The sequence below is a fragment of the Oceanimonas doudoroffii genome, assembly GCF_002242685.1.
GTDB classification, from domain to species: domain Bacteria; phylum Pseudomonadota; class Gammaproteobacteria; order Enterobacterales; family Aeromonadaceae; genus Oceanimonas; species Oceanimonas doudoroffii.
Genome location: NZ_NBIM01000003.1, coordinates 17,991 through 42,631 on the forward strand (window position 1 = coordinate 17,991; position 24,641 = coordinate 42,631).

The following is a 24,641-nucleotide window of genomic DNA, read 5'->3' on the forward strand; positions in this document are numbered from 1 at the left end:
CGGGAGCGGTCACATCATTGTGATTGAAAACCGCTCCCGCCCCCTTATACTGGAAGATACCTTGTCTTCAGACGTGGCTGACTCCATGGAATACAATACTTCTGAACTGTGCGATACCTACATTGATATGGTCGACGTGGTCGAGCCCATGTTTTCCACCTTTGGGGGCCGCAGCTCCTTTGGTGGCATGATCTCCACCATCAAATGCTTTGAGTCCAACGGATTGATCCTCGAGGCGGTAAAGCAAAGCGGCGTGGGCCGGGTATTGCTGGTTGACGGCGGCGGCTCATTGCGCCGGGCGCTGATCGATGCCGAAATCGCCGAGACCGCGGCGGAAAACGGCTGGGAAGGCATTGTCTGCTATGGCTGCGTGCGCGAGGTGGACGCACTGGAAGACACCGATATCGGCATTCAGGCGCTGGCTTCCATTCCGGTGGGGGCCGACGACAACGACATTGGCGAGATGGACGTACCGGTCAACTTCGGCGGCGTCACCTTCCTGCCGGAAGATCACCTTTACGCCGATACCACCGGCATTATTCTGTCGCCGGAAGCGCTGGATATCGAATAGTGTTCGACATGAGTGCGCACGCATAAAAAACGCCGGCAAGCGCCGGCGTTTTTTATGCGTGCGCGATGCCCGCTCAGGCGCTTTCTTCCACCTGATCAATCTTGCCCAGCAGTGCCTGCAGGCGATCCTGCCAGGCCTGATGCTGCTGACGCAGTTGCTGGTTTTCGTCGTCCAGCTTGCCGTTTTGTTCTTTCAGCTCGTCCACTTCCATCTGCAGCAAAGAGATGGTGTCAACCGCGGTCTGGATCTTGGCTTCCAGCTTTTCCAGTACATCAAAAGACATGTGCTAACCCCTGTAATTCACGTTTACCGGCCATCCGGCCCACAAGCCCGAGCATACCTTGGGCCCGCACCGACAACAAGACGCCGCACCGGGCGGAACGTCGTTTGCCGCAAAATTATGCCGGTTCGGTCAAATCCCTGCGTCAGATATTCTGACTCATGTCGAGGGAAGGCTTGTCCGAGCCCGGCCGACCCACCACCCGGGCCGGCACACCGGCCACCGTGGTGTGGGCCGGCACCGGCTCCAGCACCACGCTGCCGGCACCAATCTTGGCGCCCTCGCCCACCTCGATATTACCCAGAATCTTGGCACCGGCCCCTATCATCACGCCTTCGCGAATCTTGGGATGGCGATCACCGCACTCCTTGCCGGTGCCACCCAGGGTTACCCCCTGCAGAATGGACACATCATTCTCGATCACCGCGGTTTCCCCCACCACTATGCCGGTGGCGTGATCAAACATGATGCCCTTGCCGATACGGGCCGCCGGATGCACATCCACCCCAAACACCACGGAAATCTGGTTTTGCAGATAGGTGGCGAGGGAACGGCGGCCATGGCGCCACAGCCAGTTGGAAATGCGATAGCCCTGCAGGGCATGAAACCCCTTGAGGTAAAGCAGAGGGGTGGAAAACAGCTCAACCGCCGGATCCCGCTCCTGCACCGCGCAGATATCGGTAGCCACCATGTCCAGAATGGCGGGCTCCTCGTCCAGCGCCACCTCGATGACTTCCCGCAGCGAAATCGCCGGCATGACCAGGCTTTCCAGCTTGTTGGCGAGAATGAAACTCAGGGCACACTTGAGGGTGTCGTGGTTAAGGATGGTGGAGTGAAAAAAGCTGCCGAGCATGGGCTCTTCCACAATCATGCGTTTGGCTTCTTCACGAATGCGCAGCCAGGTTCTGGATTGTATGCCGTCTTCCATGGGTAAACCTTGTTTAAAATGTATGTTCACTTGCTTTCGGACCGGCTTCCGAAAGGCACTACCGAGACAGGATCCATATGGATGATAATGTCGGCATCGGCGAACTGCTGTCTCAGGGTTCGCTCTGCCGTGTCGGCGATGCGGTGGGCGCGCACCAGGGGCAGGTGATCATCCAGCTCCAGGTGAAGCTGAATAAAGCGGGTCCGGCCCGACCGCCGAGTGCGCAGCGCGTGCAGCCCCTGCACTCCCTCCACCGCCAGACAGCATTCAATAATGCGCTTTTGCTCTTCATCCGGCAACCGTCTGTCGAGCAACATCTGCACGGAATCGTAACCTATTCTCAGGGCGCCGGCCAAAATATAACCACCGATAAGCACCGCAAACAGGCCGTCGGCGCGATACCAACCCCAGCCGGAGAGCATTATGGCCAGCAATACCGCCAGGTTGAGCAGCAGGTCGGCCCGATAGTGCAGCTGATCGGCCTGAATCGCCAGTGACCGGGTTTTCCGAATCACATAACGCTGATACAGCAGCAGCAGGCCGGTCAGGGCCAGGGAAAACAGCGTTACCCCGATGCCGGTGGCCGCGTTGGCCACCGGAGCCGGGTTGAGCAGGTGGGCCACGCCGTTGAACAGCAAAAACAGCGCCGAGCCGCAGATAAAGGCCGACTGGGCCAGGCCGGCCAGAGACTCAGCCTTGCCGTGACCGAAACGATGCTCCTCATCGGGCGGCGCCAGGGCGTAGCGAATGGCCATCAGGTTAATCAGCGACGCGCTGATATCCAGCAGCGAGTCAGTTAGCGAGGCCAGCATGCTGGCGGAGCCGGTATAAAACCAGGCCACCAGTTTGATGATGATAAGCAGGCCGGCCACCAGGGTGGCCGCCGTGGCGGCGGTGGTAACCAGGCGAGAATAGGATGAAGACATGAGTCGGCCGGTGCAGGAATTTGCGCCATTATAGCGCTCACCTGCACCGGCCGTGATGTTTTCCCGGTGCTTGTTGTTTGTGCGCCGATGAACCTTAAAGGTCGCTCATCAGCTCTTCCAGTTCTTCGCGGCTGTCCTCCATCAGGTGATAAAGCGCAAAGGCGTCCTGAGCCGACAGCGCCAGGCAAAATGGAACACCGGCCGTTTCCTCACAGACCAGCTCCATGCTTTGTTCACTGCGGCGAAACAGTACATGATCGATATCGACCGAAAAGTGCTGCCGCCGCTCGGCCACATCCACTTCCAGTTCGCCCGTGGGATGCAATACCATTTTTGCCATTGGGTGCTCGGCATCCATCAGGGTACAGTTAAATCGTCTGTTCAGCATGGCACTCTCCTCCTGGTTGACGACATACCGTCACCAAGTGTAGGCCAGACTGCTCAATAAACAACCACAATTAATTGCGTGTCATTTTTATTCAAGATAAGGCCGAAATGGCCCCCGCAAACCCTTGCTGACGCCAGGCTTCGTAACTGATCACCGCCACCGCATTGGACAGGTTGAGACTGCGGCTGTCGGCCTGCATGGGAATACGAATTCGAAAGTCGGGGGCCACTTCCGTCAGCACGGCCTCGGGCAGCCCCCGGGTCTCGGGACCAAACAGCAACACGTCGCCGGGCTGATAGGCCACCTCGTGATGGTGGCGGCTGCCCTTGGTGGTGCAGGCAAAGATGCGCCGCCCGGCCATGGCCTGCAAAAAGGCGCCGTAGCTTTCATGCACGCTAATCCGACCGTAATCCGCGTAGTCCAGCCCGGCCCGGCGCAGCCGCTTTTCATCCAGGCTAAAGCCGAGCGGCTCAATCAGGTGCAGGCGGCAACCGTTGTTGCGCACCAGCCGCATGATATTACCGGTATTGGGTGCGATTTCCGGCTCGTAAAGGGCGATTTCAAACATGGCGTTATTTCTCCGCGGGCAAAACGTCGGGAACAAAGGCGCGTCGGCCATCCAGCTGCCACCAGGCCCAAGCCAGGGTCAAGCCCCGGGCCCCCATAAAACACAGCATGGCCAGCCACAGGGCGTGGTTGCCCAGCCCCTGGCCAAGCCACCACACCGGAAAGAACACCCCCAGGGTGGAAACCAGCATCATATTGCGCATAGCCCGGCCCTGAGTGGCGCCGATAAAGATGCCGTCCAGCACAAAGCACCAGCAGGACACCAGCGGCATGGCCACCAGCCAGGGCAGGAACCGGCCGGCCTGTTCGCGCACTTCGGCAATGGTGGTGATGCGATGCACCAGGGCGTCCCCGGCCAGGGCGAACACCAGGGTAAACGCCACCGCCACCAGGGCGCCCCAGAACAGATTGAGTCCACAGGCCAGCCGAAAACGCACTTGGCTGCCCCGGCCGATGGCCTTACCCACCATGGCTTCGGCGGCATAGGCAAAGCCATCCATGCCGTAGGAGATAAACATCAGAAAGTTCATCAGCACGGCGTTGGCTGCCACCACCTGGTCCCCCAGCCGGGCGCCCTGAAAGGTCATGAAGACAAAGGTCAGCTGCAGGCACAGCGCCCGAATGAAAATGTCCCGGTTCAGCCCCAGCAGGCGGCGAAAGGCCGCGCCGTTCAGGGCGTCGCGCCAGAACCCGGGGGCCGGCCGCAGCCCGCGCCGGTCCAGGGTACGCCATACCAGCCAGGCACCGAGGGCGGTGGCGGCGTAGTCTGCCAGCACGGAGGCGGCGGCGGCGCCCTGTACCTGCCAGCCCAGTCCCACCACAAACCAGATATCGAGCACAATATTGGCGCCGTTGCCCAGGATCAGCAGCCACATGGGCGCCCTGGCATTCTGGTTGCCCAGCAACCAGCCCAGCAGTACCAGGTTGGTGAGCGCCGCCGGCGCACTCCAGATGCGTACGTTCACATACTGGCGGCCATAGGTTTCCACCTCGGCACTGGCGCCGGCCAGGGAAAAGGCCAGTTCGATAATGGGCGTTTGCAGCAACAACAGCAGCAAGGCAAGCCCCCAGGCCAGCAACAGCGCCCGGGCCAGTACGCTTAGCAGTCGTTGCTCATCCCGAGCGCCAAAGGCCTGAGCCGCCAGCCCGGTGGTGGACATGCGCAAAAAACCCAGCAGAAAAAACAGCAGGCTGATGATGGTGGCACCCACCGCCACGCCGCCCAGGTAATACGCCTGCTCCAGGTGACCGATCACCATGGTATCGACCAGCCCCAGCAGCGGCACGGTGATGTTGGACAGCACCATGGGCAGGGCCAGGGCAAAGACCCGGCGATGCCGGGCGGCATTGAAAAAGGAGGTTTTCAAGAACGACTCAAACAGAAAAAGAAGGTGAAAACATCAGCCGCGCCAGCGGCCGACGATACGCTTGAAGTCCTGCAGCAGCAGTTGGGAATCCACCAGCGGGATGCCGCTGCCCTCGTCAAACACCGGACGAAATGACGCGTGCAGCTCACCGTTAGGGTTAATCAGGGCGATGGAAGCGGAATGATCCACCAGGTAGTCCTGCTCACCCCGCTCGTGCACACCGTAAATCAGCCCCAGCTGCTGCACCGCCGGCATCAGGATGCTGTGGTCGGCGGTGGCGGCAATAAACTCCGGGCTGAAGTGCGCGGTATAAGCCTTGAGCCGATCGGGCGTATCCCGGCCGGGATCGGCGGAGACAAACACCACCTGGGCCTTGTCACTCAGTTGCCTGAGTTGCGGGTAAACCCGGGCCAGATCCGCCAGGGTGGTGGGGCAGATATCCGGACAAAAGGTGTAACCCAGAAACACCAGACTCCAGTGATCACGAAACTGCCGCTCGGTAAAGGGCCGGCCATCGGCGTCGGTCAGCGCCATGGGCGCCAGGGGACGGGGTTCGGGATAGACCACTGCCGCCTCGGTCAGGGTATTCCTGCCCTGGTACCAGGCCGTACCGCTCAGGGTCCCCACTACCAGCAGGGTCAGTGCCAGCAGCCAAATCAGCTTGCTTGTGTTAGCCATAATCGATCCAGTGATCCGCCAGAATAAGGACAAAGAGCCACATCAGGTGACTGATGGAAAAGCGGAAGCATTGTAATGCGGTTTGCGGCCCGGGTCTAAACTTGAGCCGCCAGGCCCACTGCACAAAGCGCAGATTGAGCGCCAGCGAGCCCAGCAGGTAGGCCGGCCCCGACATGCTCACCACCCAGGGCAGCAGGCACACCAGGGTCAGCAACAGGGTATAGAGCAACACACAGGTTTTGGTGAACTCAATGCCGTGGGTCACCGGCAGCATGGGAATCTCTGCCTTGGCATAATCGTCCCGGCGGTGAATGGCCAGGGCCCAGAAGTGGGGCGGCGTCCAGGTAAAGATGATCATCACCAGCAACAGCGCATGCCCGTGAAACTCGCCGCTGACCGCGGTCCAGCCGAGCAGTGGCGGCATGGCTCCGGCCAAGCCGCCAATGACAATATTCTGGGGCGTTGCCCGCTTGAGCCAGACGGTGTATACCACCGCATAACCCAGCAGGGACGCCAGGGTCAGCCAGGCGGTCAGGGCATTGACCAGCACCAGCAGCACTGCCAGTCCGCTGGCCGACAGCGCCAGCGCAAAGGCCAGTGCCGGCCCGGTGGCCACTCTACCCTGGGCCACCGGCCTGTGGTGGGTACGAGCCATCTTGAGATCGATACGTCGGTCCAGCACATGGTTGATGGCCGCCGCCCCCCCCGCCATCAGGCCAATGCCCAGGGTGGACGCCAACACCGTCAGCGCAGACGGCAACGCCTCGGTTAAAAACATGCCGACCACGGCGGTGAGCAGTATCAGCGCCACCACCTTGGGTTTGGTCAGCGCGAAGTAATCCCGCCAGACCAGGGTCCGGTGGGCGGACAGTAACTCGCTTCGTGCCATTTTGCCTCCCTGCCACGCCACAGGCGTGTTCCTGTTCCCGTCAAAATCAGCAACAACACGGCCGCGCCGCCGTTATGGGCCACTGCCACCCACAGCGGCAGGTGCAACACCACGTTGGCCACTCCCAGCATCAGCTGCACCATGACCATAATCGCCAGCATAACTCCCCAGTTGCGCAACCCGGGTTGGCGCAGTAGCCGCCACGCCAGCACCAGCAGCAGCACCACGGTTACCATGGCCCACAACCGGTGGGCGGCATGAATGGTGGCCCGCTCCGCCTGGCTGAGCACGCCATACTGATAGGTCTCGGCGGGCATGCCGTGGGGGTGAAAGGCGCTCCATTGCCACTGGCCGACCCAGTCTCCCTGGCACACCGGCAGCTCGGTGCAGGCCATGGCCGCGTAATTGGCCGCGGTCCAGCCTCCCAGGGCAATCTGTACCACCAGCGCCAGCAGTGCCGCCCAGAACCAGGGCGCCAGGCTACGATCCAGTGAATGCCTCTGGGCACTGCGCTGCCCTCGGCACAAGAGCCAGAACAGCAGCGCCAGAATGCTGAAGCCGCCCAGCAGATGTCCCATCACCACGAAGGGCAACAAATTGAGGGTCACGGTGAGCATACCCAGGGTTGCCTGCCCCGTGACCATGGCCAGCAACAGCCATGCCGGCGCCCGGTAGTGGCGGTGGGCCCGCCTGAGCGAGCCCACCGCCATCAGCAGTATGGTCAGCCCAAGGGTACCGGCGGCATAACGATGGATCATTTCATTACGCGCCTTGGTCACTTCCAGCGGCGCATCGGGAAAACGCTCGGCGGCCAGGGCATGCTCTCCCGGCGTGGCCGGCACATAATTGAAGCCGTAACAACCGGGCCAGTCGGGACAGCCCAGCCCGGCGTCGGTGAGCCGCGTCCAGGCACCCAACACCACCACCACCAGGGTCAGAATAAAGGCAACGCCACAAAGCTTCTGCATGGCACCTCCTAGCCGGCCCGGGAATATTTCAGCAACCGGCGCAGATCGTTCAGCAGATCTCTGCCGGTCTCGCGGTTTTGCACCTCGTCCGCACCCATCGGGTAGCGCATCACCAGCATGCCCGGTGGATCGGCAATATAGACAAATCCCGGCACCAGCCCTTCACCGGCGGCCTGTTGTTCCACTCGGACCCGGTCCCCGTCCCGACCCAGGGCCAGATCCAGGTTATTGAGCAGCTCGGTGGCCGACGCGCAGTAATCACAGTGCGCAGGCGTGACCAGCACCAGCCGCCACTGCGTCGCCGCATCGATATGTCCTTCCACCCATTCGCCGTGACCGCGCACGCCGGGGGTAAACCAGCCCTGAGCCAGCACCAGCCAGGCCAGCGCCACAGGTAACACAAAAACCCCCACCAGGGCCAATACCGGTTTATGCTTCATGTCCCCTCCGATACCACCACCAGGCTGCCAGCCAGATGGCTACTGTCATGGTGAACCACTGCACCGCGTAGCCCAGGTGCTTTTCCGGCCCCATTACCACCGGCTGCCAACCATCGCCACCGCCGTCGGTTTTCAGCACCACCGGCAACACCGGCTGCCCCCAGCGCTCGGTCAGCAGGGCCGGCTCCAGGCTGGAAAGGCGCCGAGGATGGGCATCCCGCTCCCTCCCCAGTGACAGCGGCGGCTGCCAGGGACGCACCAGCACGCCGGTGAGCTCCAGGGCATGGTCATCGGGAGGGTTGACCGCTGGCAGGCGGGAACGATCGGCACTGGCCGGCCACCAGCCGCTGTCCACCGCCAGCAGGCCCTGAGGCGTCTGCAACGGCCGAATCAGCCGGTAGCCAGCCCGGCCTTGCTCAATCTGGTTGTCCAGAAACAACTCGCCGCCGGCAAGATAGACACCGCTGGTCCGCAGCCGGTAGCCAAAGGGGCTGTGCATGGCCAGGGCCTCTTTCAGCTCAAGCTCCATCTGGCTGCGTTGCTGCCACTCCTGCAATAGCTGGCGCTTTTCGTCGGCCCGGGACAACTGCCACATCCCCATGAACACCATCAGGGCACTGATGGCCGCGGTCAGCACCAGTAATCCGCCACGCTTACCTATAATCAAGGTTCCATCCTTTTCATACGCGTGATACATGCTGCTCAAACTGCTGATTGTGCTGTTGTTATTGCTGATGATCGGTAACCTGGCGCTGGGGCTGGGGGCCCTGCTCAGCCGGCGGGACCCGGCACTGATGGCGCGCTACATTGGCCGGCGGCTGCTGTTTGCGGTGATCATCGTCATACTGCTGATTCTTGCCCTGGCCACCGGCCTGCTGACCCCCAACCCCACGCCATAATAAGATTCAATCGAGACACTACAAAATATAGACAAAAACGAAGAGACACAGCCAGACCACGTCCACAAAGTGCCAGTACCAGCTGCTGGCCTGAAAGCCAAAATGCTGAGCCGGTGTAAAGTGTCCCTTGTTAACCCTGAGCCACATAATGAACAACATCAGGGTACCCAGGGTAACGTGGGCGCCGTGAAAGCCGGTGAGCAGAAAGAAGGTATTGCCGTAAATGCCGGAGTCGAGCCGCAGGCCGAGATCCTGGTAGGCATGCACGTACTCCCAGATCTGCAGCGCCAGAAACAACACCCCCAGCAGCACGGTGGCACCCAGCCAGGCCTTGATTCGGTCACGCTGCTCCTGCAGCAGGGCCAGGTGGGCCAGGTGCGCCGTCACCGACGAGGTCAACAGGATAACGGTGTTGATCAGCGGCAATCCCAGCCAGCCCATGGCGGTGGTTTCCATGCCCCCCGGGGTGGTCAGCAGCGGCCAGATAGGCTGAAACTGCGGCCACAGCACCTCGTGGGTCATGGCGTTGTTGCCGGCTCCCCCCAGCCAGGGCACCGCCAGAATGCGGGCATAAAACAGGGCGCCAAAGAAAGCGCCAAAAAACATCACTTCGGAAAAGATGAACCAGGTCATGCCCTGACGAAAGGATCTGTCCATCTGTTCGCTGTACAGGCCCTGATGGGATTCGCTGATCACATTGGAAAACCAGCCAAACAGCATGACCGTCATGACCAGGGTGCCGGCGGCAAACACCACAGGCCCGGCAATGCCGGCAATGCCGGCGGCCCACATACCTGCCCCCGAGGCCAGCAAAAACAGGCCAACGGCGCCGACAATAGGCCAGGGACTTTGCGCCGGTACATAATATTTTTCCGTCTTGACCGCCATGCTAGCCTCCTTGTCAGCCTTCGCTGGCCACCTGCTCGCTGATGTCGTAAAGGGTGTAGGACAGGGTGAATACCTCAATATCGTCGGGCAGCGCCTCGTCCACGTAAAAACTCATGGGCATTACCGCTCGCGCCAGGCCATCAAGGGGCTGCTCCTCAAAGCAGAAACACTCGGTCTTGCGCAGGTAACCCGCCGCCCTCCCCGGTGACACCGAGGGAATGGCCCGCAGCACCCGGTTGTCCACCCCCGGATTGGTCACGGTAAAGTCCACCCTGTGCATCTCGCCCGGATGCACTTTCAGCCGACGCACCGAAGGGGAAAATTCACCGCCCAGGCCGGTGTTCTGATAGGTGATGAACTCCACCGTGACCAGCCGCTGTTCATCCACCCGTTTCGCCGCTACCGCCGCCGTGGTGTCGGTCTTGCCGTTCAGCCCGGTGATGTCGCAGAACACGTCATACAAGGGCACCAGGGCAAAACCAAAGCCGAACATGGCCAGGGCCAGTCCGCCCAGCCGCAGGGCCTTCCTGCCGTGATCCATCACTTCACCTCCGGCGGCGTTTCAAAGGTGTGGTAGGGTGCCGGCGACGGCACCGTCCACTCCAGCCCTTCGGCGCCCTCCCAGGGTTTGGCCTGGGCCCGCTCGCCGCCGCGAATGCACTTCACCAGCACCGCCACGAAGATCAGCTGGGACAGGCCAAAGGCAAAGCCGCCGATGCTGACCAGGGCATTGATGTCGGCAAACTGCAGCGAATAATCGGGAATGCGCCGGGGCATGCCGCCCAGGCCGAGAAAGTGCATGGGAAAGAACAGCAGGTTGACCGATACCACGGAGCACCAGAAGTGCCATTTGGCCAGGCGCTCGTCGAACATGTGACCGGTCCACTTGGGCAGCCAGTAATAGGCCGCCGCCATGATGGAGAAGATGGCACCCGACACCAGCACATAGTGGAAATGGGCCACCACGAAGTAGGTGTCGTGATACTGAAAGTCGGCCGGAGTAATGGCCAGCATCAGGCCGCTGAAGCCACCCATGGTAAACAGCACGATAAAGGCCAGGGCGAACAGCATGGGCACTTCAAAGCTGATGGAGCCCCGCCACATGGTGGCCACCCAGTTGAACACCTTAACCCCGGTGGGCACCGAAATCAGCATGGTGCAGTACATGAAGAACAGCTCCGCCGCCACCGGCATGCCCACGGTGAACATGTGGTGGGCCCACACCAGAAAGCTGAGCCCGGCGATGGAGGCGGTGGCATACACCATGGAGGCGTAGCCAAACAGCGGCTTGCGGCTGAAAGCGGGAATGATGGCCGAGATAATGCCGAAACTCGGCAATATCATGATGTATACCTCGGGATGGCCAAAGAACCAGAAAATATGCTGGAACATCACCGGATCCCCGCCCCCGGCTGCCTCAAAGAAGCTGGTGCCAAAATACTTGTCGGTCAACACCATGGTCACGGCGCCGGCCAGCACCGGCATCACCGCAATCAGCAGAAAGGCGGTGATCAACCAGGTCCAGCAGAACAGCGGCAACTTCATCCAGGTCATGCCCGGCGCCCTAAGATTCCATATGGTTACAATGACATTGATCGCCCCCATGATGGAACTGATGCCCATGATGTGAATGGCAAACACAAACAGGGCGGTGCTGTCGGGACCATAGGTAGTCGACAGCGGTGCATAGAAGGTCCAGCCGAAGTTGGGGCCGCCGCCGGGCACAAACAGCGAGCTCAGCATCAGCACAAAGGCAAAGGGCAGTATCCAGAAACTCCAGTTGTTCATGCGCGGCAGCGCCATGTCGGGCGCCCCTATCATCATGGGAATCATCCAGTTGGCCAGGCCCACAAAGGCGGGCATGACGGCGCCGAACACCATGATAAGTCCGTGCATGGTGGTCATCTGGTTAAAGAAGTTGGGCTCCACCAGTTGCAGCCCGGGCTGAAACAGCTCGGCCCGAATCACCATGGCCATGGCGCCCCCCAGCAGGAACATGGTCAGGCTGAACAGCAGGTAGAGGCTGCCGATGTCCTTGTGGTTGGTGGTAAACAGCCAGCGGCCCAGTCCCCGGGCGGGGCCGTGATGATGCTCCTCTCCCACCAGGTGAATGTCCGCGGTTTCAGTGCGATCCATCTGCGCCATCACTGCCCCCTATTGTCCCTGTCTGGCCTGATGAATGTCCTTGGGCTGTACCAGATCCCCGGTGTCGTTGCCCCAGGCATTGCGTTCATAGGTGATCACCGCCGCCAGCTCCTTGAGCGCCAGCTGCTTGTCAAAGCTCTGCATGGCGGTGCCCGCCTTGCCGTACAGCACTATGTTGATATGGCCGGCCCTGTCATTGAGCACCATGTCGCTGCCTGTAAGGGCTGGAAAGGCACCGGGAATGCCTTCGCCATTGGCCTGGTGACAGGCGGCGCAGGCTTTCTGGTAAACCTGCTCGCCCAGGGTCATCAGCTCCTCCCGGCTCATGTTCATGGCCAGCAGTTCCTGCTCGGCGGCCCTGGCCTCGGCCTGTTCGGCCCTGACCTGAGCCAGCCAGCCATCAAATTCCTCGGGTGAGCGGGCATCCACAACGATGGGCATAAAGCCGTGATCCTTGCCACACAGCTCGGCGCACTGACCCCGGTACAGGCCGGGCTCGTTAATGCGGGTCCAGGCCTCGTTGATAAAGCCGGGCACGGCGTCCTTTTTCACCGCAAAGGCCGGCACCCACCAGGAGTGAATGACGTCGTCGGAGGTGATCAGGAAACGCACCTTGCGATCCGTGGGCAGCACCAGGGGATAATCCACCTCCAGCAGGTAGTTGTCTCCCTTGGTCACCGTGCCAGCAATCTGCTGGGGCATGGTGGCCAGCAGGCTGAAAAATTCGACGTCTTCGTCGAAGTAGCGGTAATGCCACTTCCACTGAGAGCCGGTGACCTGCACGGTGAGATCGGGTTCGGACGCGTCTTCCATCGCCACCAGGGTTTTGGTGGCGGGAATGGCCATGGCCACCAGAATGAGAAAGGGAATAATGGTCCAGAGGATCTCGACCTTGGTGCTTTCGTGAAACTGGGCGGCCTTGGCCCCTTTTGACTTGCGATGGTGAATAATGGCCCAGAACATGACCCCGAACACCACCAAGCCGATAACGGCACAGATAATGAGGATGGTCATGTGCAGGCCGTAAACCTGCTGGCTGATTTCGGTGACCCCTTCGGTCATGTTAAGACGGGTCTGCGCCCGCGTAGGCAGGCAGACCAGCAAGGACAATAGCAACAGCAGAATCGGCTTCACGCGCACCCCCAATCGTTTCATCCTGTCACCCGGAGTACTCAAGTCTGGAATGAATGTGTGCCGAACGACTACATCCCTTAGGCTCGGCTGACTCTAAGTAAAGCAGCACTCAAGGAAATGTAAAATATAAAGATTTTAGGACTGAGGATGGGGGAATAGGGGCTGTAACGGGCCTGAGTGAAGAAAGGACCGGCAGGCAGGGGCCTGCCGGTTGAAACGACGACGTTAGAAATCACCGTTGCGGATCACGCCCACGGCCAGGCCTTCAATGGTGAGCTCCTGGCTGCGCAGATCCACTTCAATGGGCGAGAGCTCTTCGTTTTCCGGGATCAGGCTGACCTTGCTGCCCGTGCGCTGAAAGCGCTTGACGGTCACTTCGTCGTCGAGCCGGGCCACCACCACCTGGCCGTTGCGAACCTCCTGGGTTTTGTGCACCGCCAACAGGTCGCCGTCCATGATGCCGATGTTCTTCATGCTCATGCCCTGCACCCGCAACAGAAAGTCGGCAGAGGGGTGGAACAAGCCGGGATCAAGCCGGTAATGGCTCTCGATGTGCTGTTGCGCCAATATGGGTTCACCGGCGGCCACCCGGCCCACCAGCGGCAGGCCCTGTTCTTCTTCCGCCTCTTCCCCGGCCAGGCGAATGCCCCGGGAAGTGCCGGGCATGATTTCAATCACGCCCTTCTTGGCCAGCGCCTTGAGGTGCTCTTCCGCCGCATTGGCGGACTTGAACCCCAGCACCTTGGCAATTTCCACCCGGGTGGGCGGCATGCCGGTTTGCTGAATGTGTTCCTTGATAATGTCCAGCACCTGCGACTGGCGGGGAGTAAGGGCCTTCATGATGAAACCTGTCTGTTTATACAGTTAACTGTCAGTATATCCAGTAATGAGTCCAGAGCAAGCCCCAAAGCCTTCCACTTACCACAGCGCCAGCACCAGGCCGGCGAACACCGCCATGCCGGCGTAGTTGTTGTTGAGAAAGGCGCGAAAGCAGGGCATGCGCTCCCGATCGCGAATCAAACGCTGCTGATACACAAACAGGCCGGCGGCCGCCAGCAGGCCCCAGTAAAAGGGGGCGGCCAGTTCAAACGCTCGGCCCGCCGCCACCAGCAGCAACAGGGTAGCCAGTTGCAGCAGGCCCACAATCAGCTTGTCACGCCGGCCAAACAGAATGGCGGTGGACTTGACGCCGATTCTGAGGTCGTCGTCCCGATCCACCATGGCATACATGGTGTCGTAGGCCACGGTCCAGGTCAGGTTAGCGGCAAACAGCAACCAGAGGCCGGCGGGCAGGCTGTTGCTCTGGGCGGCAAAGGCCATGGGAATGGCCCAGGAAAACGCGATGCCGAGAAACAGCTGAGGCAGGTTGGTAAAGCGCTTCATAAAGGGATAGAGCGCCGCCCAGAACAGACCCGCAAAGGCCAGGCCAATGGTAAAGGCATTGGTGGTCAGCACCAGCACAAAGGAAATGCCCACCAGCAGGGCAAAAAAGCCCAGCGCCTGGCGCTCGGTGAGTTCACCGGCGGGCAGCGGCCGGGCCTGGGTGCGCTTGACATGACCGTCGATATGGCGGTCGGCGTAGTCGTTGATCACACAGCCGGCGGAGCGCATGGAAAACACCCCGGCCACGAACACCAGCAGCAGCCAGGGTGACGGTAACCCGTCGGCGGCAATCCACAGTGCCCACAGGGTGGGCCACAGCAGCAGCAGGGTGCCAATGGGCTTGTCGAGCCGGGCCAGGGCCATGTAGGCGCGCCAGCGCGGTCGGGAAGGAGAAGTCAGGGTGGTCATGAGGTCGTGTCCTGCATTGTGTCCTGATAGAGAGCCGAAGCCGGCAAAAAGAGTTCGGTCACCAGCACTCGGGCGGCGCCGGTGCTGAGGGTGGAGCGGCGCGCCCAGGGCGCAGGGGCAAAGCCGGCGTTCAGCCCGGTACGCTCGGCCAGTCGCCGATATTCAGTAGCATTCAGGCGCGCGAACTCAAAGGGCGTGCGCTCCAGATCCGGCGCCTCGAACATCAGCTCACCCAGCGCCCGGGAGCCCAGCCCGGCCAGCGCCGGCAGCGCCCGTTGCGTGGCGGAAGAATAGAGCGAGCTGGCATAGACCCAGGGCCGGCCGTCACAGCACAGCAATACCTCTCGACAAAAGGCCTGGTCACAGCCGAGCAGTTCCGCCTGGGTCGGTGTGAGCGACCGCAGGCTGGCATCGCTCAACAGCTGCACCTCAAACTGCCGGCAGTGCCGGCGCAATAGCCGGGTCAGTGAGCCGGTGTCATGCAGCCAGGCATTCAGCACCGGCGCAGCCGGCGTTTCGCTTCCCCAGCGCCAGAGGTGATCGGCGCTGGGGGCCGTGTTTTGTTCATCAAACAACAAAGACATACAATTGCTTTCTGGTCCTGCTCCGGTCACAGCCCGGCCTCACCGGGCACCCGCCGATTGACTTGGCCGGCAAATATTTAAACAATGCCCGCTCGCTTACTCGTCGGAGACTCATATGTTTCGGTTTGTTGCCCTCTGCCTGCTGCTGGTCAGCGCAGGCCCGCTCAGCGCCCAGGATGAACCGGCGGCGCCTGCCGGGCCCATATACTACACCATGACACCGGACATTATTACCAACTACCAGAACTCAGGACAAAACCTGGGCTATGTGCGAGTGGCGGTGGATCTGATGCTGGAACGACCGGATCAGCTGACGGTGGTGGAAGAGAATATGCCGCTGCTGCGGGACGCGCTGAATGATCTGCTGGCCCAGAAAAGCCGGCAGGAAATCCGCTCCCTGCCGGCCCGCACCGAACTGGCCGATCAGGGCCGGGAGCGGCTCAACGAACTGCTGCTCGAGGAAACCGGCCAGACCCCGGTGCGCCGTCTGCTGTTTACGACCTTTCTTTACCAGTAGTGCGGCGGTTGTCGAGCCAGGCCTGAAGCAGGCCGATCAGGGCGCCGCCCAGGTGGGCCATATTGGCCACCGGCGTGCCCAGCAGATCGGCAAAGCCCAGCACCAGCCACACCACCATGAAGACCGCCATGCCGTCGGGCAGGCCGATGCCCCGGGCCGGGTTGAGTCGGCCGCTGAACCAGACGTAGGCCAGCAGCGCATACACCACCCCCGACAGCCCCCCGAAACGCGGCCCGCTGGCCCAGAACTGCAGCAGGTTGGGCAGCACCGCCGCCACCAGCAGCAGCACCAGCAGCTTGCCGCTGCCCAGCCGTCGCTCCACCATGCCGCCCAGATACCACCACCAGAACAGGTTGAACACCAGGTGCATCAGGGAGAAATGCATCAGCGCCGGAGTAAAGGCGCGCCAGAATTCCACCCCCAGCAGCCATTCTGCCCGGGGCGGGAAAGACAGCACGCCGAACATGGGCAGCCCCAGCCAGCTCAGGCCATAAACCAGCAGGCAGGCCAGCAGCACCAGCAGGTTGACCGGACCGGTCTGGCGCAGCAGATCGCTGATCCAGCCGGCTTGCCGGGGACCATCGGCAAAGCGGGCATGACTGTCTCCCCGCTTCCAGGACGCCTCCTGATAGCGGGGGTGAAAGGGTTCGGCGAGAAAGCGTTTTACTTCCCGGTGGGCCTGCTCATAACGAGACTCGTCCACCAGCCAGATATGCACATTACCGTCGTCGTCCTGGGTGAGCTCACAGTGCAGGCCGAGCTCACTCAGGTAGTCCACAAAGGCCTGGGCCCGGCGCGGATCGTCGAGCACCAGCAGCGCCTTCACGACTGGCCGACCACCGCCTGACTGCGCCGCCAGGCCTCAAAGCCGCCGTCCAGGCTGTAGACTTCCTCAAAGCCCTGATTGATCAGGTACTGGGCGGCGCCCTGACTGCTGATGCCGTGATAGCACATCACAATCACCGGCACCTCGTAATCCACCTCGTTGGTAAAGCTCACCAGGCTGTCGTTGGTGAGGTGAAAGGCACCCTCGGCGTGGGCCAGGGCAAAGGACTGGGGGTCGCGAATATCCACCAGCCGGGCCCGGCCCTCGCTCAGCATGACGTGGGCTTCATCCACCGAAATATGGGCAAACTGATCCATGAATTCCTCCTCATTAATGTGGCGCCAGTGTACCCAATTCAGCCTCAGCCGCCCAGATAGGCGTTGCGTACCCGTTCGTTCACCAGCAGGGCGGCGCCGGTGTCGGCCAGCACCACCCGGCCGTTTTCCAGCACATAGCCCCGGTCGGCCAGCTTGAGCGCCTGATTGGCGTTCTGCTCCACCAGAAAGATGGTCATGCCCTTTTCTTCCCGCAACTGAGCAATGGTGTCAAAGATCTGATTGATGATAATGGGCGCCAGCCCCAGCGAGGGCTCGTCCAGCAGCAGCAGCCGGGGCTTGCTCATCAGCGCCCGGCCAATGGCCAGCATCTGCTGCTCGCCGCCGGACATGGTGCCGGCACGCTGGTGGCGGCGCTCCTTGAGCCGGGGGAACATGGCAAACACCTCGGCCATCAGCCCGCCGTGCTCGCGTTTGTCCACGAAAAAGGCACCCATGTGCAGATTTTCCTCCACCGTGAGCCGGGCGAAAATGCGCCGCCCTTCCGGCACGATGGCGATGTCCCGGCGCATGATGGCGGCGGTATCCAGCCCGGACAGATCCTGGCCTTCATACAGCACCCGGCCCCGAGACGGTCGGGGATCGCCGCAGATGCTCATCATTAATGTGGTCTTGCCGGCGCCGTTGGCGCCGATCAGGGTGACGATTTCCCCCTGCTCAATGTGCACGGTAACGTCTTCCAGGGCGCGAATCTTGCCGTAATGGGCGCAAATATTGTCGACATGCAGCATCAGGCTTCTCCCAGGTAGGCGTTGATCACGTCCGGGTGGCTGCGCACCGCGTCGGGGTCGCCGTCGGCCAGGGGGCGGCCCTGATTGACCACGTAAATATGGTCGGAAATGTCCATTACCAGCTTCATGTCGTGTTCAATCAGCAGCACGCTGACGCCTTCGTTATCACGCAGATCCTGAATCAGCCGGTTCAGCTCCTGAGTCTCGTTGGGGTTGAGCCCCGCCGCCGGCTCGTCGAGCATCAACAGGGCCGGTCGTGCCGCCATGCAGCGGGCGATCTCCAGCCTGCGCTGCTGGCCATAGGCCAGATTGCCGGCGGCGCGGTTGGCAAACTCGGTCAGGTTGACCTTCTCCAGCCAGTAATGGGCCCGCTCCAGCCCTTCCCGCTCGGCCCGGCGAAAACCCGGGGTCTTCAGCAGGCCGGCGAGAAAATTGGTGTTGAGATGGGCATGCTGGGCCACCAGCAGGTTTTCCAGCACCGTCATTTCCCTGAACAGGCGCACATGCTGAAAGGTACGCACCATGCCCAGACGGGAGATTTTGTGGCCCGGCAGGCCGGCAATGGCCTGGCCGCGAAAGCGCACCGTACCGCCGCTCGGCCGGTAAAATCCCGACAGGCAGTTGAATACCGTGGTCTTGCCGGCGCCGTTGGGGCCGATGATAGACACAATTTGCCGCTCCGCCATGGTGAGCGCCACCCCGTCTACCGCCACCAGGCCGCCAAAACGCATGGTGAGGCCGGATACGTTCAGCAATTCACTCATGATTTCAGCTCCATGTGAGGGCGGTGCATGGGCAGCAGCCCTTGCGGCCGCCAGATCATCATCAGCACCATCAACAGGCCAAACAGCAACATGCGGTATTCGTTAAATTCCCGGGTCAGCTCCGGCAGTATGGTCATGATGATGGCCGCCAACACCACACCAATCTGCGAGCCCATGCCCCCCAGCACCACGATGGCCAGAATGATGGCCGACTCGATAAACACAAAGGACTCGGGGCTGATAAAGCCCTGCCGGGCAGCAAAGAAGCAGCCGGCAAAGCCGGCAAAGGCCGCGCCAATGGTAAAGGCACTGAGCTTGATAAGGGTGGGGTTGAGGCCCAGTGAGCGGCAGGCGATTTCGTCTTCCCGCAACGCCTCCCAGGCCCGTCCCAGGGGCATGCGCAGCAGCCGGTTGATGATAAAGATGGTCAGCACCACCAGCACCAGCGCCAGCAGGTAAAGGAAGATCACCTTGTAGCCCGAGTTGTAGGCGATGCCAAAAAACTCGTGAAAGGTGTTGTCGCCGCGACGGTCGAACTCCAGTCCGAATAGCGTGGGTTTGGGAATGCCGGCAATACCGTTAGGGCCGCCGGTGATCTCGGTCATGTTGTTGAGTAATATACGAATAATCTCGCCAAATCCCAGGGTCACGATGGCCAGGTAGTCCCCCCGCAGCCGCAGCACCGGAAAGCCCAGCAAAAACCCGAACAGTGCCGCCAGGGCGCCGCCCAGCAGCAGGCAGGTCCAGAAATCCAGGCCAAAATAGGCATTGAGCAGGGCATAGCTGTAGGCCCCCACCGCGTAAAAGGCCACGTAGCCCAAATCGAGCAGGCCGGCCAGGCCCACCACCACGTTGAGGCCCAGCCCCAACATGACGTAAATCAGGGTTAACGTGGCCAGATCCACCGCGCCGCGAGAGCCCATAAAGGGCCACACCAGCAGGGCCGCCAGCACCAGCACGGACACAATGCGATACAGCCAGGGCTGCTCTTCCGGCGCCGGCAGGGCAAAGCCGCCCTTGCGTTCCGCCAGAAAACGAAAGGGTTTGCGCCACTGCTCGGCAAACAGCTGGGCCAGAAACACCAGGCCGGCGCCCAGTGCCAGCCACTGCCAACTGGCGTCCAGCCGATTGGCCACCACCAGCCGAGTGCCTTCGGTTTCCAGCCGCAGACCAAGCAGCCAGCCCGCCAGCAGCAGAAACAGGGCGGCGGCAATGAGTGCAGGTTTCAGTTTGCTCATACCTTTTCCACCTCCGGTTTGCCCAGAATGCCGGTGGGCATGAACAGCAGCACGAAGATCAGCAGGCCAAAGGACACCACATCCTTGTATTCGGTGCTGAAATAGGCGCCGGTCATGGCCTCGGTCACCCCCAGCAGCAGGCCACCGAGTACGGCCCCGGGAATGCTGCCAATGCCGCCGAGCACGGCCGCGGTAAAGGCCTTGAGCCCGGCGATAAAGCCGATGTAGGGGTTGATGACGCCGTAGTAGGAGCCCAGCAACACCCCGGCCACCGCCGCCAGGGCGGCACCGATGACAAAGGTGAGGGCGATGATGCTGTTGCTGTTGATACCGAGCAGGTTGGCCATTTTCAGATCTTCGGCACAGGCCCGGCAGGCCCGGCCCATGCGCGAGCGGGAAATAAACAGCGACAGCAGGGTCATGGCAATAAAGGTGACCACGAAGATGATCAGCTGCATATAGGACAGGGTGGCCTGAAAGCCCTCGCCGCCAAAGCTCCAGCCGCCGGGCAGCAGGGGCGGAATGGCGATATCCCGGGAGCCTTGCGCCAGGCGCATCATGTTCTGCAGAAAAATGGACATGCCGATGGCGGAAATCAGCGCAATCAGCCGTTTGCTGTGGCGCAGCGGCCGGTAGGCGACCCGCTCGATGGAATAGCCGTAGACGCTGGTCAGCACTATGCTCACCGCGAAGGCGCCGCACAGCAGCAGGGCGGTGCTGTCGATGCCGGCCATGGTCAGCGCCGTCATCACCATAAAGGCGGCGTAGGCGCCGATCATGTACACCTCGCCGTGGGCAAAGTTAATCATGCCGATAATACCGTACACCATGGTGTAGCCGATGGCGATCAGGGCATAGGTGCTGCCGATGGTCAGGCCGTTAAGCAGCTGCTGAATAAAGTAAAGAAGGGGCTCGGACATACAACCTTTCCTTGTCGTAGCACGATGAGCGCCGTCAGCAGGCGGGGCAACCCCGCCTGCTGACGATGGAGTAACGGCCGGCCGTTACAGCTGGGTGGAGGAGCCGTCCTTGTGCCATTCAAACACGCCGAACTCAAAGCCCGTAAGATCGCCCTTGTCGTCCCAGGCCAGTGGGCCCATCACGGTGTCGACCGGTTCGGCCCGCAGCGCGGTGGCCACCGCTTCCGGGTCCGCGCCGACCCGTTTAATACCCTCGGCAATGGCTTCCACCGCCGCATAGGTGGTCCACACAAAAGGCCCGGTGGGGTCTTCACCCTTGGCCTGAATGGCGGCCACGATATCGGCGTTGGCCGGATCCAGATCGTACTTCTTGGGCAGGGTCACCAGCAGGCCTTCCGAGGCGTCACCGGCGATGGAGGTAATATCCTTGTGGCCCACCCCTTCCGGCCCCATAAAGCGCGCCTTGAAGCCCTTTTCGGCTGACTGACGCAAAATCAGCCCCAGCTCCGGGTGGTAGCCGCCGTAATAGACGAAGTCCACCTGCTCCCGCTGCAGCTTGGCGATCAGCGCCGAGAAGTCCTTGTCGCCGGAGGTAATGCCCTCATAGGCCACCACATTGGCGCCGGCGTCTTTCAGGGCGTCGCGCACGCTGGAAGCCAGGCCTTCGCCGTATTGCTTCTTGTCGTGAATAATGGCGATGCGCTCAGGCTTGACCTTGTCGACGATGTGACGCGCCGCGGTGGGGCCCTGATCACTGTCGAGGCCGATGGTGCGCATGACGAATTCCAGGCCCCGCTCGGTAATGGTGGGACTGGTGGCCGCCGGGGTCACCATGAGAATGCCTTCGTCGTCGTAGACGTCGGACGCCGGCAGGGTACTGTCGGAGCACAGATGACCGGCCACAAACTGAATGCCGTCATTGACGATGCGGTTGGCCACCGCCACCGCCTGCTTGGGATCACAGGCGTCGTCGAACTCCACCACTTCCAGGGTGTGCTCACCCAGCCGGCCGGATTTGTTGATCAGCTCCGCCGCCATGCGGCCGCCGGTAAACTGCATGTCGCCATACTGAGCCACCGGGCCGGTAATGGGGCCGGCAATGGCAATCTTGATGTTGTCGGCCTGGGCAGAAAACGCCGCGCCGTATCCCAGGGCGGCAAACACCGCCATGGCCACCACCTTTTTATTCCTTGTCACCATACGAACATCCTCTATTCGAAATCGGGTACCGCCGAAGGGGCTTCGGCCGTCTTCTCTGTTCTAACCCTTGTACGAAATTAGCACAAGGGGAAAATGCTTCGTATGGGACCGGGTGGATTTGTGAATCGGAATGGATGAGCTGGAGGACAGGTGAACTGGGGACGGGAGACGGGAGACGGGAGACGGGAGACGGGAGACGGGAGACGGGAGACGGGAGACGGGAGACGGGAGACGGGAGTATCATTCAGTGCGAGCTTCAGCTGGCAAGAGCCAGCCGGACAAACAACTGATGTGCTGGCGAGGAAGTTAAAGGGCAACTGCATCACGACCCTCTGCGTCAGGGATGGCGCAGCGGAGCCCCCATGGAAGGGTGTACGGCGTGTCGTGAGGCAGTGCCCTTTGGCCGACTTACTGCGGTATGTCAGGCACGCCAGGCTTACTGCCAGTCGAGGATCACCTTGCCGGACTGGCCGGAGCGCATGGTGTCAAAGCCCTGCTGGAAGTCGTCCACCTTGAAGTGGTGGGTGATGATGGGGCTCAGATCCAGGCCGGACTGGATCAGGCTGGCCATCTTGTACCAGGTTTCAAACATTTCCCGGCCGTAAATGCCCTTGAGCACCAGCCCCTTGAAGATCACCTGGTTCCAGTCAATGGCCATGTCGGACGGGGGAATTCCGAGCATGGCGATTTTGCCGCCGTGGTTCATCTTGGCCAGCATGTCCTGAAACGCCGCCGGCACGCCGGACATTTCCAGGCCCACGTCAAAGCCCTCGGTCATGCCCAGCTCGGCCATAACATCACTCAGGTTGTCGGTGGCCACGTTGACCGCCCGGGTCACGCCCATGCTGCGGGCCAGATCGAGGCGATATTCGTTAACGTCGGTGATCACCACGTGGCGCGCGCCCACATGGCGGGCCACGGCGGCGGCCATGATGCCGATGGGGCCGGCGCCGGTGATCAGCACGTCTTCGCCCACCAGATCGAACGACAGCGCGGTGTGCACGGCGTTGCCAAAGGGGTCGAAGATGGACGCCAGATCGTCGGAGATTTCATCGGGCAATTTGAAGGCGTTATAGGCCGGAATCACCAGATATTCGGCAAAGGCCCCTTCCCGGTTCACGCCCACGCCCACGGTGTTACGGCACAGGTGGGTACGGCCGCCACGGCAGTTGCGGCAATGGCCACAGGTGATGTGACCCTCGCCGGAAACCCGGTCGCCGATGGCAAAGCCGCGCACTTCCTGACCGATGGCTACCACCTCTCCCACGTATTCGTGGCCCACCACCATGGGCACCGGAATGGTCTTTTGCGACCAGTCATCCCAGTTGTAGATATGAATGTCGGTGCCGCAGATGGCGGTTTTACGGATTTTGATCAGCAGATCGTTGTGACCCAGTTCCGGTTCGGCCACCTCGGTCATCCAAATGCCCGGTTCGGCCTTGAGTTTTGCCAGTGCTTTCATGTTGATTCTCCTCAGATCACGCCCAGTTCTCGACCCACTTCGGTAAAGGCCGCAATGGCCCGATCCAGCTGCTCACGACTGTGGGCCGCCGACATCTGAGTGCGAATGCGGGCCTGGCCCTTGGGCACCACCGGGAAAGAGAAACCGATAACATAAATGCCTTTTTCCAGCAGCTTGTCGGCCATTTGCGCCGCCAGGGCGGCGTCGCCCAGCATCACCGGAATAATGGCGTGATCCTTACCGGCCAGGGTAAAGCCGGCGGCGGTCATTTGCTCTCTGAAGTAGTCGCTGTTTTCCCGCACCTTTTGCCGCAGAGCGTCGCCGTTCTCCAGCATTTCCAGCACCTTGATCGAGGCGGCGACGATGGCCGGCGCCACCGAGTTGGAGAACAGGTAGGGCCGGGAGCGCTGGCGCAGCCAGTCGATCACTTCCTTCTTGCCCGAGGTGTAACCGCCGGAGGCACCACCCAGGGCCTTGCCAAGGGTGCCGGTAATGATATCGACTCTGTCCATCACCTCGCAGTATTCATGGGTACCCCGGCCTTGCTCGCCAACAAAACCGACGGCGTGAGAGTCGTCCACCATCACCAGAGCATTGTACTGATCGGCCAGATCGCAGATGCCCTTCAGGTTGGCGATGACACCGTCCATGGAGAAAACGCCGTCGGTGGCAATCAGTTTGAAGCGAGCGCCGTCGGCCTCGGCCTGCTGCAGCCGGCTTTCCAGCTCGGCCATGTCGTTGTTGGCATAGCGGTAGCGTTTGGCCTTGCACAGGCGCACGCCGTCGATGATGGAAGCATGGTTCAGCGCATCGGAAATAATGGCGTCTTCCGGGCCCAACAGGGTTTCAAACAGGCCGGCATTGGCATCAAAACAGGAGGTGTAGAGAATGGTGTCTTCCATGCCGAGGAAGGAAGACAAGGCAGTTTCCAGCCGCTTGTGCAGATCCTGGGTGCCACAGATAAAACGCACCGAAGCCATGCCAAAGCCATGGCTTTGCAGGCCCTGCTGCGCCGCCTCAACCAGTTGCTCATGGTTGGCCAGTCCCAGATAGTTGTTGGCGCAGAAGTTGATAACCTCCTGTTCGCCCACGCGAATGGCGGCGCTCTGAGGAGAGCTGATCACCCGCTCCTTCTTAAAAAGGCCTTCTGCCTTGGTGTTTTCCAACTGCTCGGTTAAGTAAGCATAAAATGCCGACGACATAAC

At 61.3% G+C, this 24,641-nt stretch carries 30 protein-coding genes; 3 read left to right on the forward strand and 27 right to left on the reverse strand.

Features of this window, described 5'->3' with window-relative positions:
• Positions 1–85: 85 nt before the first annotated feature.
• Positions 86–571, forward strand: coding sequence for a ribonuclease E activity regulator RraA (gene rraA, locus B6S08_RS10970; RefSeq protein ID WP_094200861.1), 486 nt, complete (start codon positions 86–88; stop codon positions 569–571).
• Positions 572–644: 73 nt separating this feature from the next.
• Here the strand turns inward: rraA and B6S08_RS10975 are convergent, their stop codons facing one another.
• The 11 genes from B6S08_RS10975 to B6S08_RS11025 form a co-directional block, all read right to left on the reverse strand.
• Entirely contained in the window at positions 645–854 is a 210-nt protein-coding gene (locus tag B6S08_RS10975) for a cell division protein ZapB (protein ID WP_094200862.1), read from the reverse strand.
• A gap of 142 nt (positions 855–996) precedes the next feature.
• A complete protein-coding gene (cysE, locus tag B6S08_RS10980) occupies positions 997–1,779 on the reverse strand; it encodes a serine O-acetyltransferase (protein ID WP_094200863.1) in 783 nt (260 codons plus the stop codon).
• Positions 1,780–1,805: 26 nt separating this feature from the next.
• On the reverse strand, positions 1,806–2,705 hold the full coding sequence (gene fieF / locus B6S08_RS10985; RefSeq protein ID WP_094200864.1) for a cation efflux pump FieF: 900 nt from the start codon (positions 2,703–2,705) through the stop codon (positions 1,806–1,808).
• Positions 2,706–2,799: 94 nt separating this feature from the next.
• On the reverse strand, positions 2,800–3,093 hold the full coding sequence (locus tag B6S08_RS10990) for a hypothetical protein (RefSeq protein ID WP_094200865.1): 294 nt from the start codon (positions 3,091–3,093) through the stop codon (positions 2,800–2,802).
• A 91-nt stretch (positions 3,094–3,184) separates the two neighbouring features.
• Positions 3,185–3,661, reverse strand: coding sequence for a tRNA (cytidine(34)-2'-O)-methyltransferase (locus B6S08_RS10995; RefSeq protein WP_094200866.1), 477 nt, complete (start codon positions 3,659–3,661; stop codon positions 3,185–3,187).
• Positions 3,662–3,665: 4 nt separating this feature from the next.
• On the reverse strand, positions 3,666–5,027 hold the full coding sequence (dinF, locus tag B6S08_RS11000; protein WP_094200867.1) for an MATE family efflux transporter DinF: 1,362 nt from the start codon (positions 5,025–5,027) through the stop codon (positions 3,666–3,668).
• A 33-nt stretch (positions 5,028–5,060) separates the two neighbouring features.
• Positions 5,061–5,705, reverse strand: coding sequence for an SCO family protein (locus tag B6S08_RS11005; protein WP_094200868.1), 645 nt, complete (start codon positions 5,703–5,705; stop codon positions 5,061–5,063).
• Positions 5,698–6,594 (reverse strand): heme o synthase, encoded by an 897-nt coding sequence (cyoE, locus tag B6S08_RS11010; protein WP_094200869.1) that lies wholly within the window; start codon positions 6,592–6,594, stop codon positions 5,698–5,700. The genes B6S08_RS11005 and cyoE overlap by 8 nt, the downstream gene beginning before the upstream one ends.
• Positions 6,531–7,562 carry a COX15/CtaA family protein gene (locus B6S08_RS11015; protein WP_094200870.1) on the reverse strand — a complete coding sequence of 344 codons (1,032 nt, stop codon included), beginning with the start codon at positions 7,560–7,562 and terminating at the stop codon, positions 6,531–6,533. The genes cyoE and B6S08_RS11015 overlap by 64 nt, the downstream gene beginning before the upstream one ends.
• 8 nt (positions 7,563–7,570) lie before the next feature.
• Entirely contained in the window at positions 7,571–8,002 is a 432-nt protein-coding gene (locus tag B6S08_RS11020; protein ID WP_094200871.1) for a hypothetical protein, read from the reverse strand.
• Positions 7,992–8,669, reverse strand: coding sequence for an SURF1 family protein (locus B6S08_RS11025; protein WP_094201070.1), 678 nt, complete (start codon positions 8,667–8,669; stop codon positions 7,992–7,994). Before B6S08_RS11025 ends, B6S08_RS11020 begins: the two co-directional genes overlap by 11 nt.
• 28 nt (positions 8,670–8,697) lie before the next feature.
• On the opposite strand from B6S08_RS11025, the gene B6S08_RS11030 reads away from it, so the two are divergent.
• Entirely contained in the window at positions 8,698–8,901 is a 204-nt protein-coding gene (locus tag B6S08_RS11030; protein ID WP_094200872.1) for a DUF2909 family protein, read from the forward strand.
• 18 nt (positions 8,902–8,919) lie between these two features.
• Here the strand turns inward: B6S08_RS11030 and B6S08_RS11035 are convergent, their stop codons facing one another.
• The 7 genes from B6S08_RS11035 to B6S08_RS11065 all read right to left on the reverse strand — a co-directional run bounded on the left by B6S08_RS11035 (position 8,920) and on the right by B6S08_RS11065 (position 15,443).
• Positions 8,920–9,789, reverse strand: a complete 870-nt coding sequence (locus tag B6S08_RS11035; RefSeq protein WP_094200873.1) for a cytochrome c oxidase subunit 3 — start codon at positions 9,787–9,789, stop codon at positions 8,920–8,922.
• Positions 9,790–9,802: 13 nt separating this feature from the next.
• Positions 9,803–10,330: a cytochrome c oxidase assembly protein gene (locus B6S08_RS11040; RefSeq protein WP_094200874.1), complete on the reverse strand. Its 528-nt coding sequence runs from the start codon at positions 10,328–10,330 to the stop codon at positions 9,803–9,805.
• Positions 10,330–11,925 (reverse strand): cytochrome c oxidase subunit I, encoded by a 1,596-nt coding sequence (ctaD, locus tag B6S08_RS11045; protein ID WP_206063492.1) that lies wholly within the window; start codon positions 11,923–11,925, stop codon positions 10,330–10,332. The genes B6S08_RS11040 and ctaD overlap by 1 nt, the downstream gene beginning before the upstream one ends.
• An 18-nt stretch (positions 11,926–11,943) precedes the next feature.
• Entirely contained in the window at positions 11,944–13,089 is a 1,146-nt protein-coding gene (coxB, locus tag B6S08_RS11050) for a cytochrome c oxidase subunit II (protein ID WP_094200876.1), read from the reverse strand.
• Positions 13,090–13,293: 204 nt separating this feature from the next.
• Positions 13,294–13,908 carry a transcriptional repressor LexA gene (gene lexA, locus B6S08_RS11055; RefSeq protein ID WP_094200877.1) on the reverse strand — a complete coding sequence of 205 codons (615 nt, stop codon included), beginning with the start codon at positions 13,906–13,908 and terminating at the stop codon, positions 13,294–13,296.
• 78 nt (positions 13,909–13,986) lie between these two features.
• Positions 13,987–14,859 carry a 4-hydroxybenzoate octaprenyltransferase gene (gene ubiA, locus B6S08_RS11060; RefSeq protein WP_094200878.1) on the reverse strand — a complete coding sequence of 291 codons (873 nt, stop codon included), beginning with the start codon at positions 14,857–14,859 and terminating at the stop codon, positions 13,987–13,989.
• On the reverse strand, positions 14,856–15,443 hold the full coding sequence (locus B6S08_RS11065; protein ID WP_094200879.1) for a chorismate--pyruvate lyase family protein: 588 nt from the start codon (positions 15,441–15,443) through the stop codon (positions 14,856–14,858). Before B6S08_RS11065 ends, ubiA begins: the two co-directional genes overlap by 4 nt.
• Positions 15,444–15,558: 115 nt before the next feature.
• On the opposite strand from B6S08_RS11065, the gene B6S08_RS11070 reads away from it, so the two are divergent.
• A complete protein-coding gene (locus B6S08_RS11070) occupies positions 15,559–15,960 on the forward strand; it encodes a flagellar basal body-associated FliL family protein (protein ID WP_094200880.1) in 402 nt (133 codons plus the stop codon).
• Here B6S08_RS11070 and glpG read toward each other — a convergent pair.
• The 9 genes from glpG to B6S08_RS11120 form a co-directional block, all read right to left on the reverse strand.
• Positions 15,938–16,786: a rhomboid family intramembrane serine protease GlpG gene (gene glpG, locus B6S08_RS11075; protein WP_094200881.1), complete on the reverse strand. Its 849-nt coding sequence runs from the start codon at positions 16,784–16,786 to the stop codon at positions 15,938–15,940. The genes B6S08_RS11070 and glpG overlap by 23 nt on opposite strands.
• Complete coding sequence (gene glpE / locus B6S08_RS11080; protein WP_094200882.1) at positions 16,783–17,103, reverse strand: thiosulfate sulfurtransferase GlpE; 321 nt, start codon at positions 17,101–17,103, stop codon at positions 16,783–16,785. Before glpE ends, glpG begins: the two co-directional genes overlap by 4 nt.
• Positions 17,104–17,147: 44 nt before the next feature.
• Positions 17,148–17,852, reverse strand: coding sequence for an ABC transporter ATP-binding protein (locus B6S08_RS11085; protein WP_094200883.1), 705 nt, complete (start codon positions 17,850–17,852; stop codon positions 17,148–17,150).
• Complete coding sequence (gene livG, locus B6S08_RS11090) at positions 17,852–18,616, reverse strand: high-affinity branched-chain amino acid ABC transporter ATP-binding protein LivG (protein ID WP_094200884.1); 765 nt, start codon at positions 18,614–18,616, stop codon at positions 17,852–17,854. The genes B6S08_RS11085 and livG overlap by 1 nt, the downstream gene beginning before the upstream one ends.
• Complete coding sequence (locus B6S08_RS11095) at positions 18,613–19,854, reverse strand: high-affinity branched-chain amino acid ABC transporter permease LivM (RefSeq protein WP_094200885.1); 1,242 nt, start codon at positions 19,852–19,854, stop codon at positions 18,613–18,615. Before B6S08_RS11095 ends, livG begins: the two co-directional genes overlap by 4 nt.
• On the reverse strand, positions 19,851–20,774 hold the full coding sequence (gene livH / locus B6S08_RS11100; RefSeq protein WP_094200886.1) for a high-affinity branched-chain amino acid ABC transporter permease LivH: 924 nt from the start codon (positions 20,772–20,774) through the stop codon (positions 19,851–19,853). The genes B6S08_RS11095 and livH overlap by 4 nt, the downstream gene beginning before the upstream one ends.
• Before the next feature lie 84 nt (positions 20,775–20,858).
• On the reverse strand, positions 20,859–21,974 hold the full coding sequence (locus tag B6S08_RS11105) for a branched-chain amino acid ABC transporter substrate-binding protein (protein ID WP_370462282.1): 1,116 nt from the start codon (positions 21,972–21,974) through the stop codon (positions 20,859–20,861).
• A 436-nt stretch (positions 21,975–22,410) separates the two neighbouring features.
• Entirely contained in the window at positions 22,411–23,436 is a 1,026-nt protein-coding gene (tdh, locus tag B6S08_RS11115; protein WP_206063493.1) for an L-threonine 3-dehydrogenase, read from the reverse strand.
• Between the two features lie 11 nt (positions 23,437–23,447).
• Positions 23,448–24,638: a glycine C-acetyltransferase gene (locus tag B6S08_RS11120; protein WP_094200888.1), complete on the reverse strand. Its 1,191-nt coding sequence runs from the start codon at positions 24,636–24,638 to the stop codon at positions 23,448–23,450.
• Positions 24,639–24,641 lie beyond the last annotated feature (3 nt).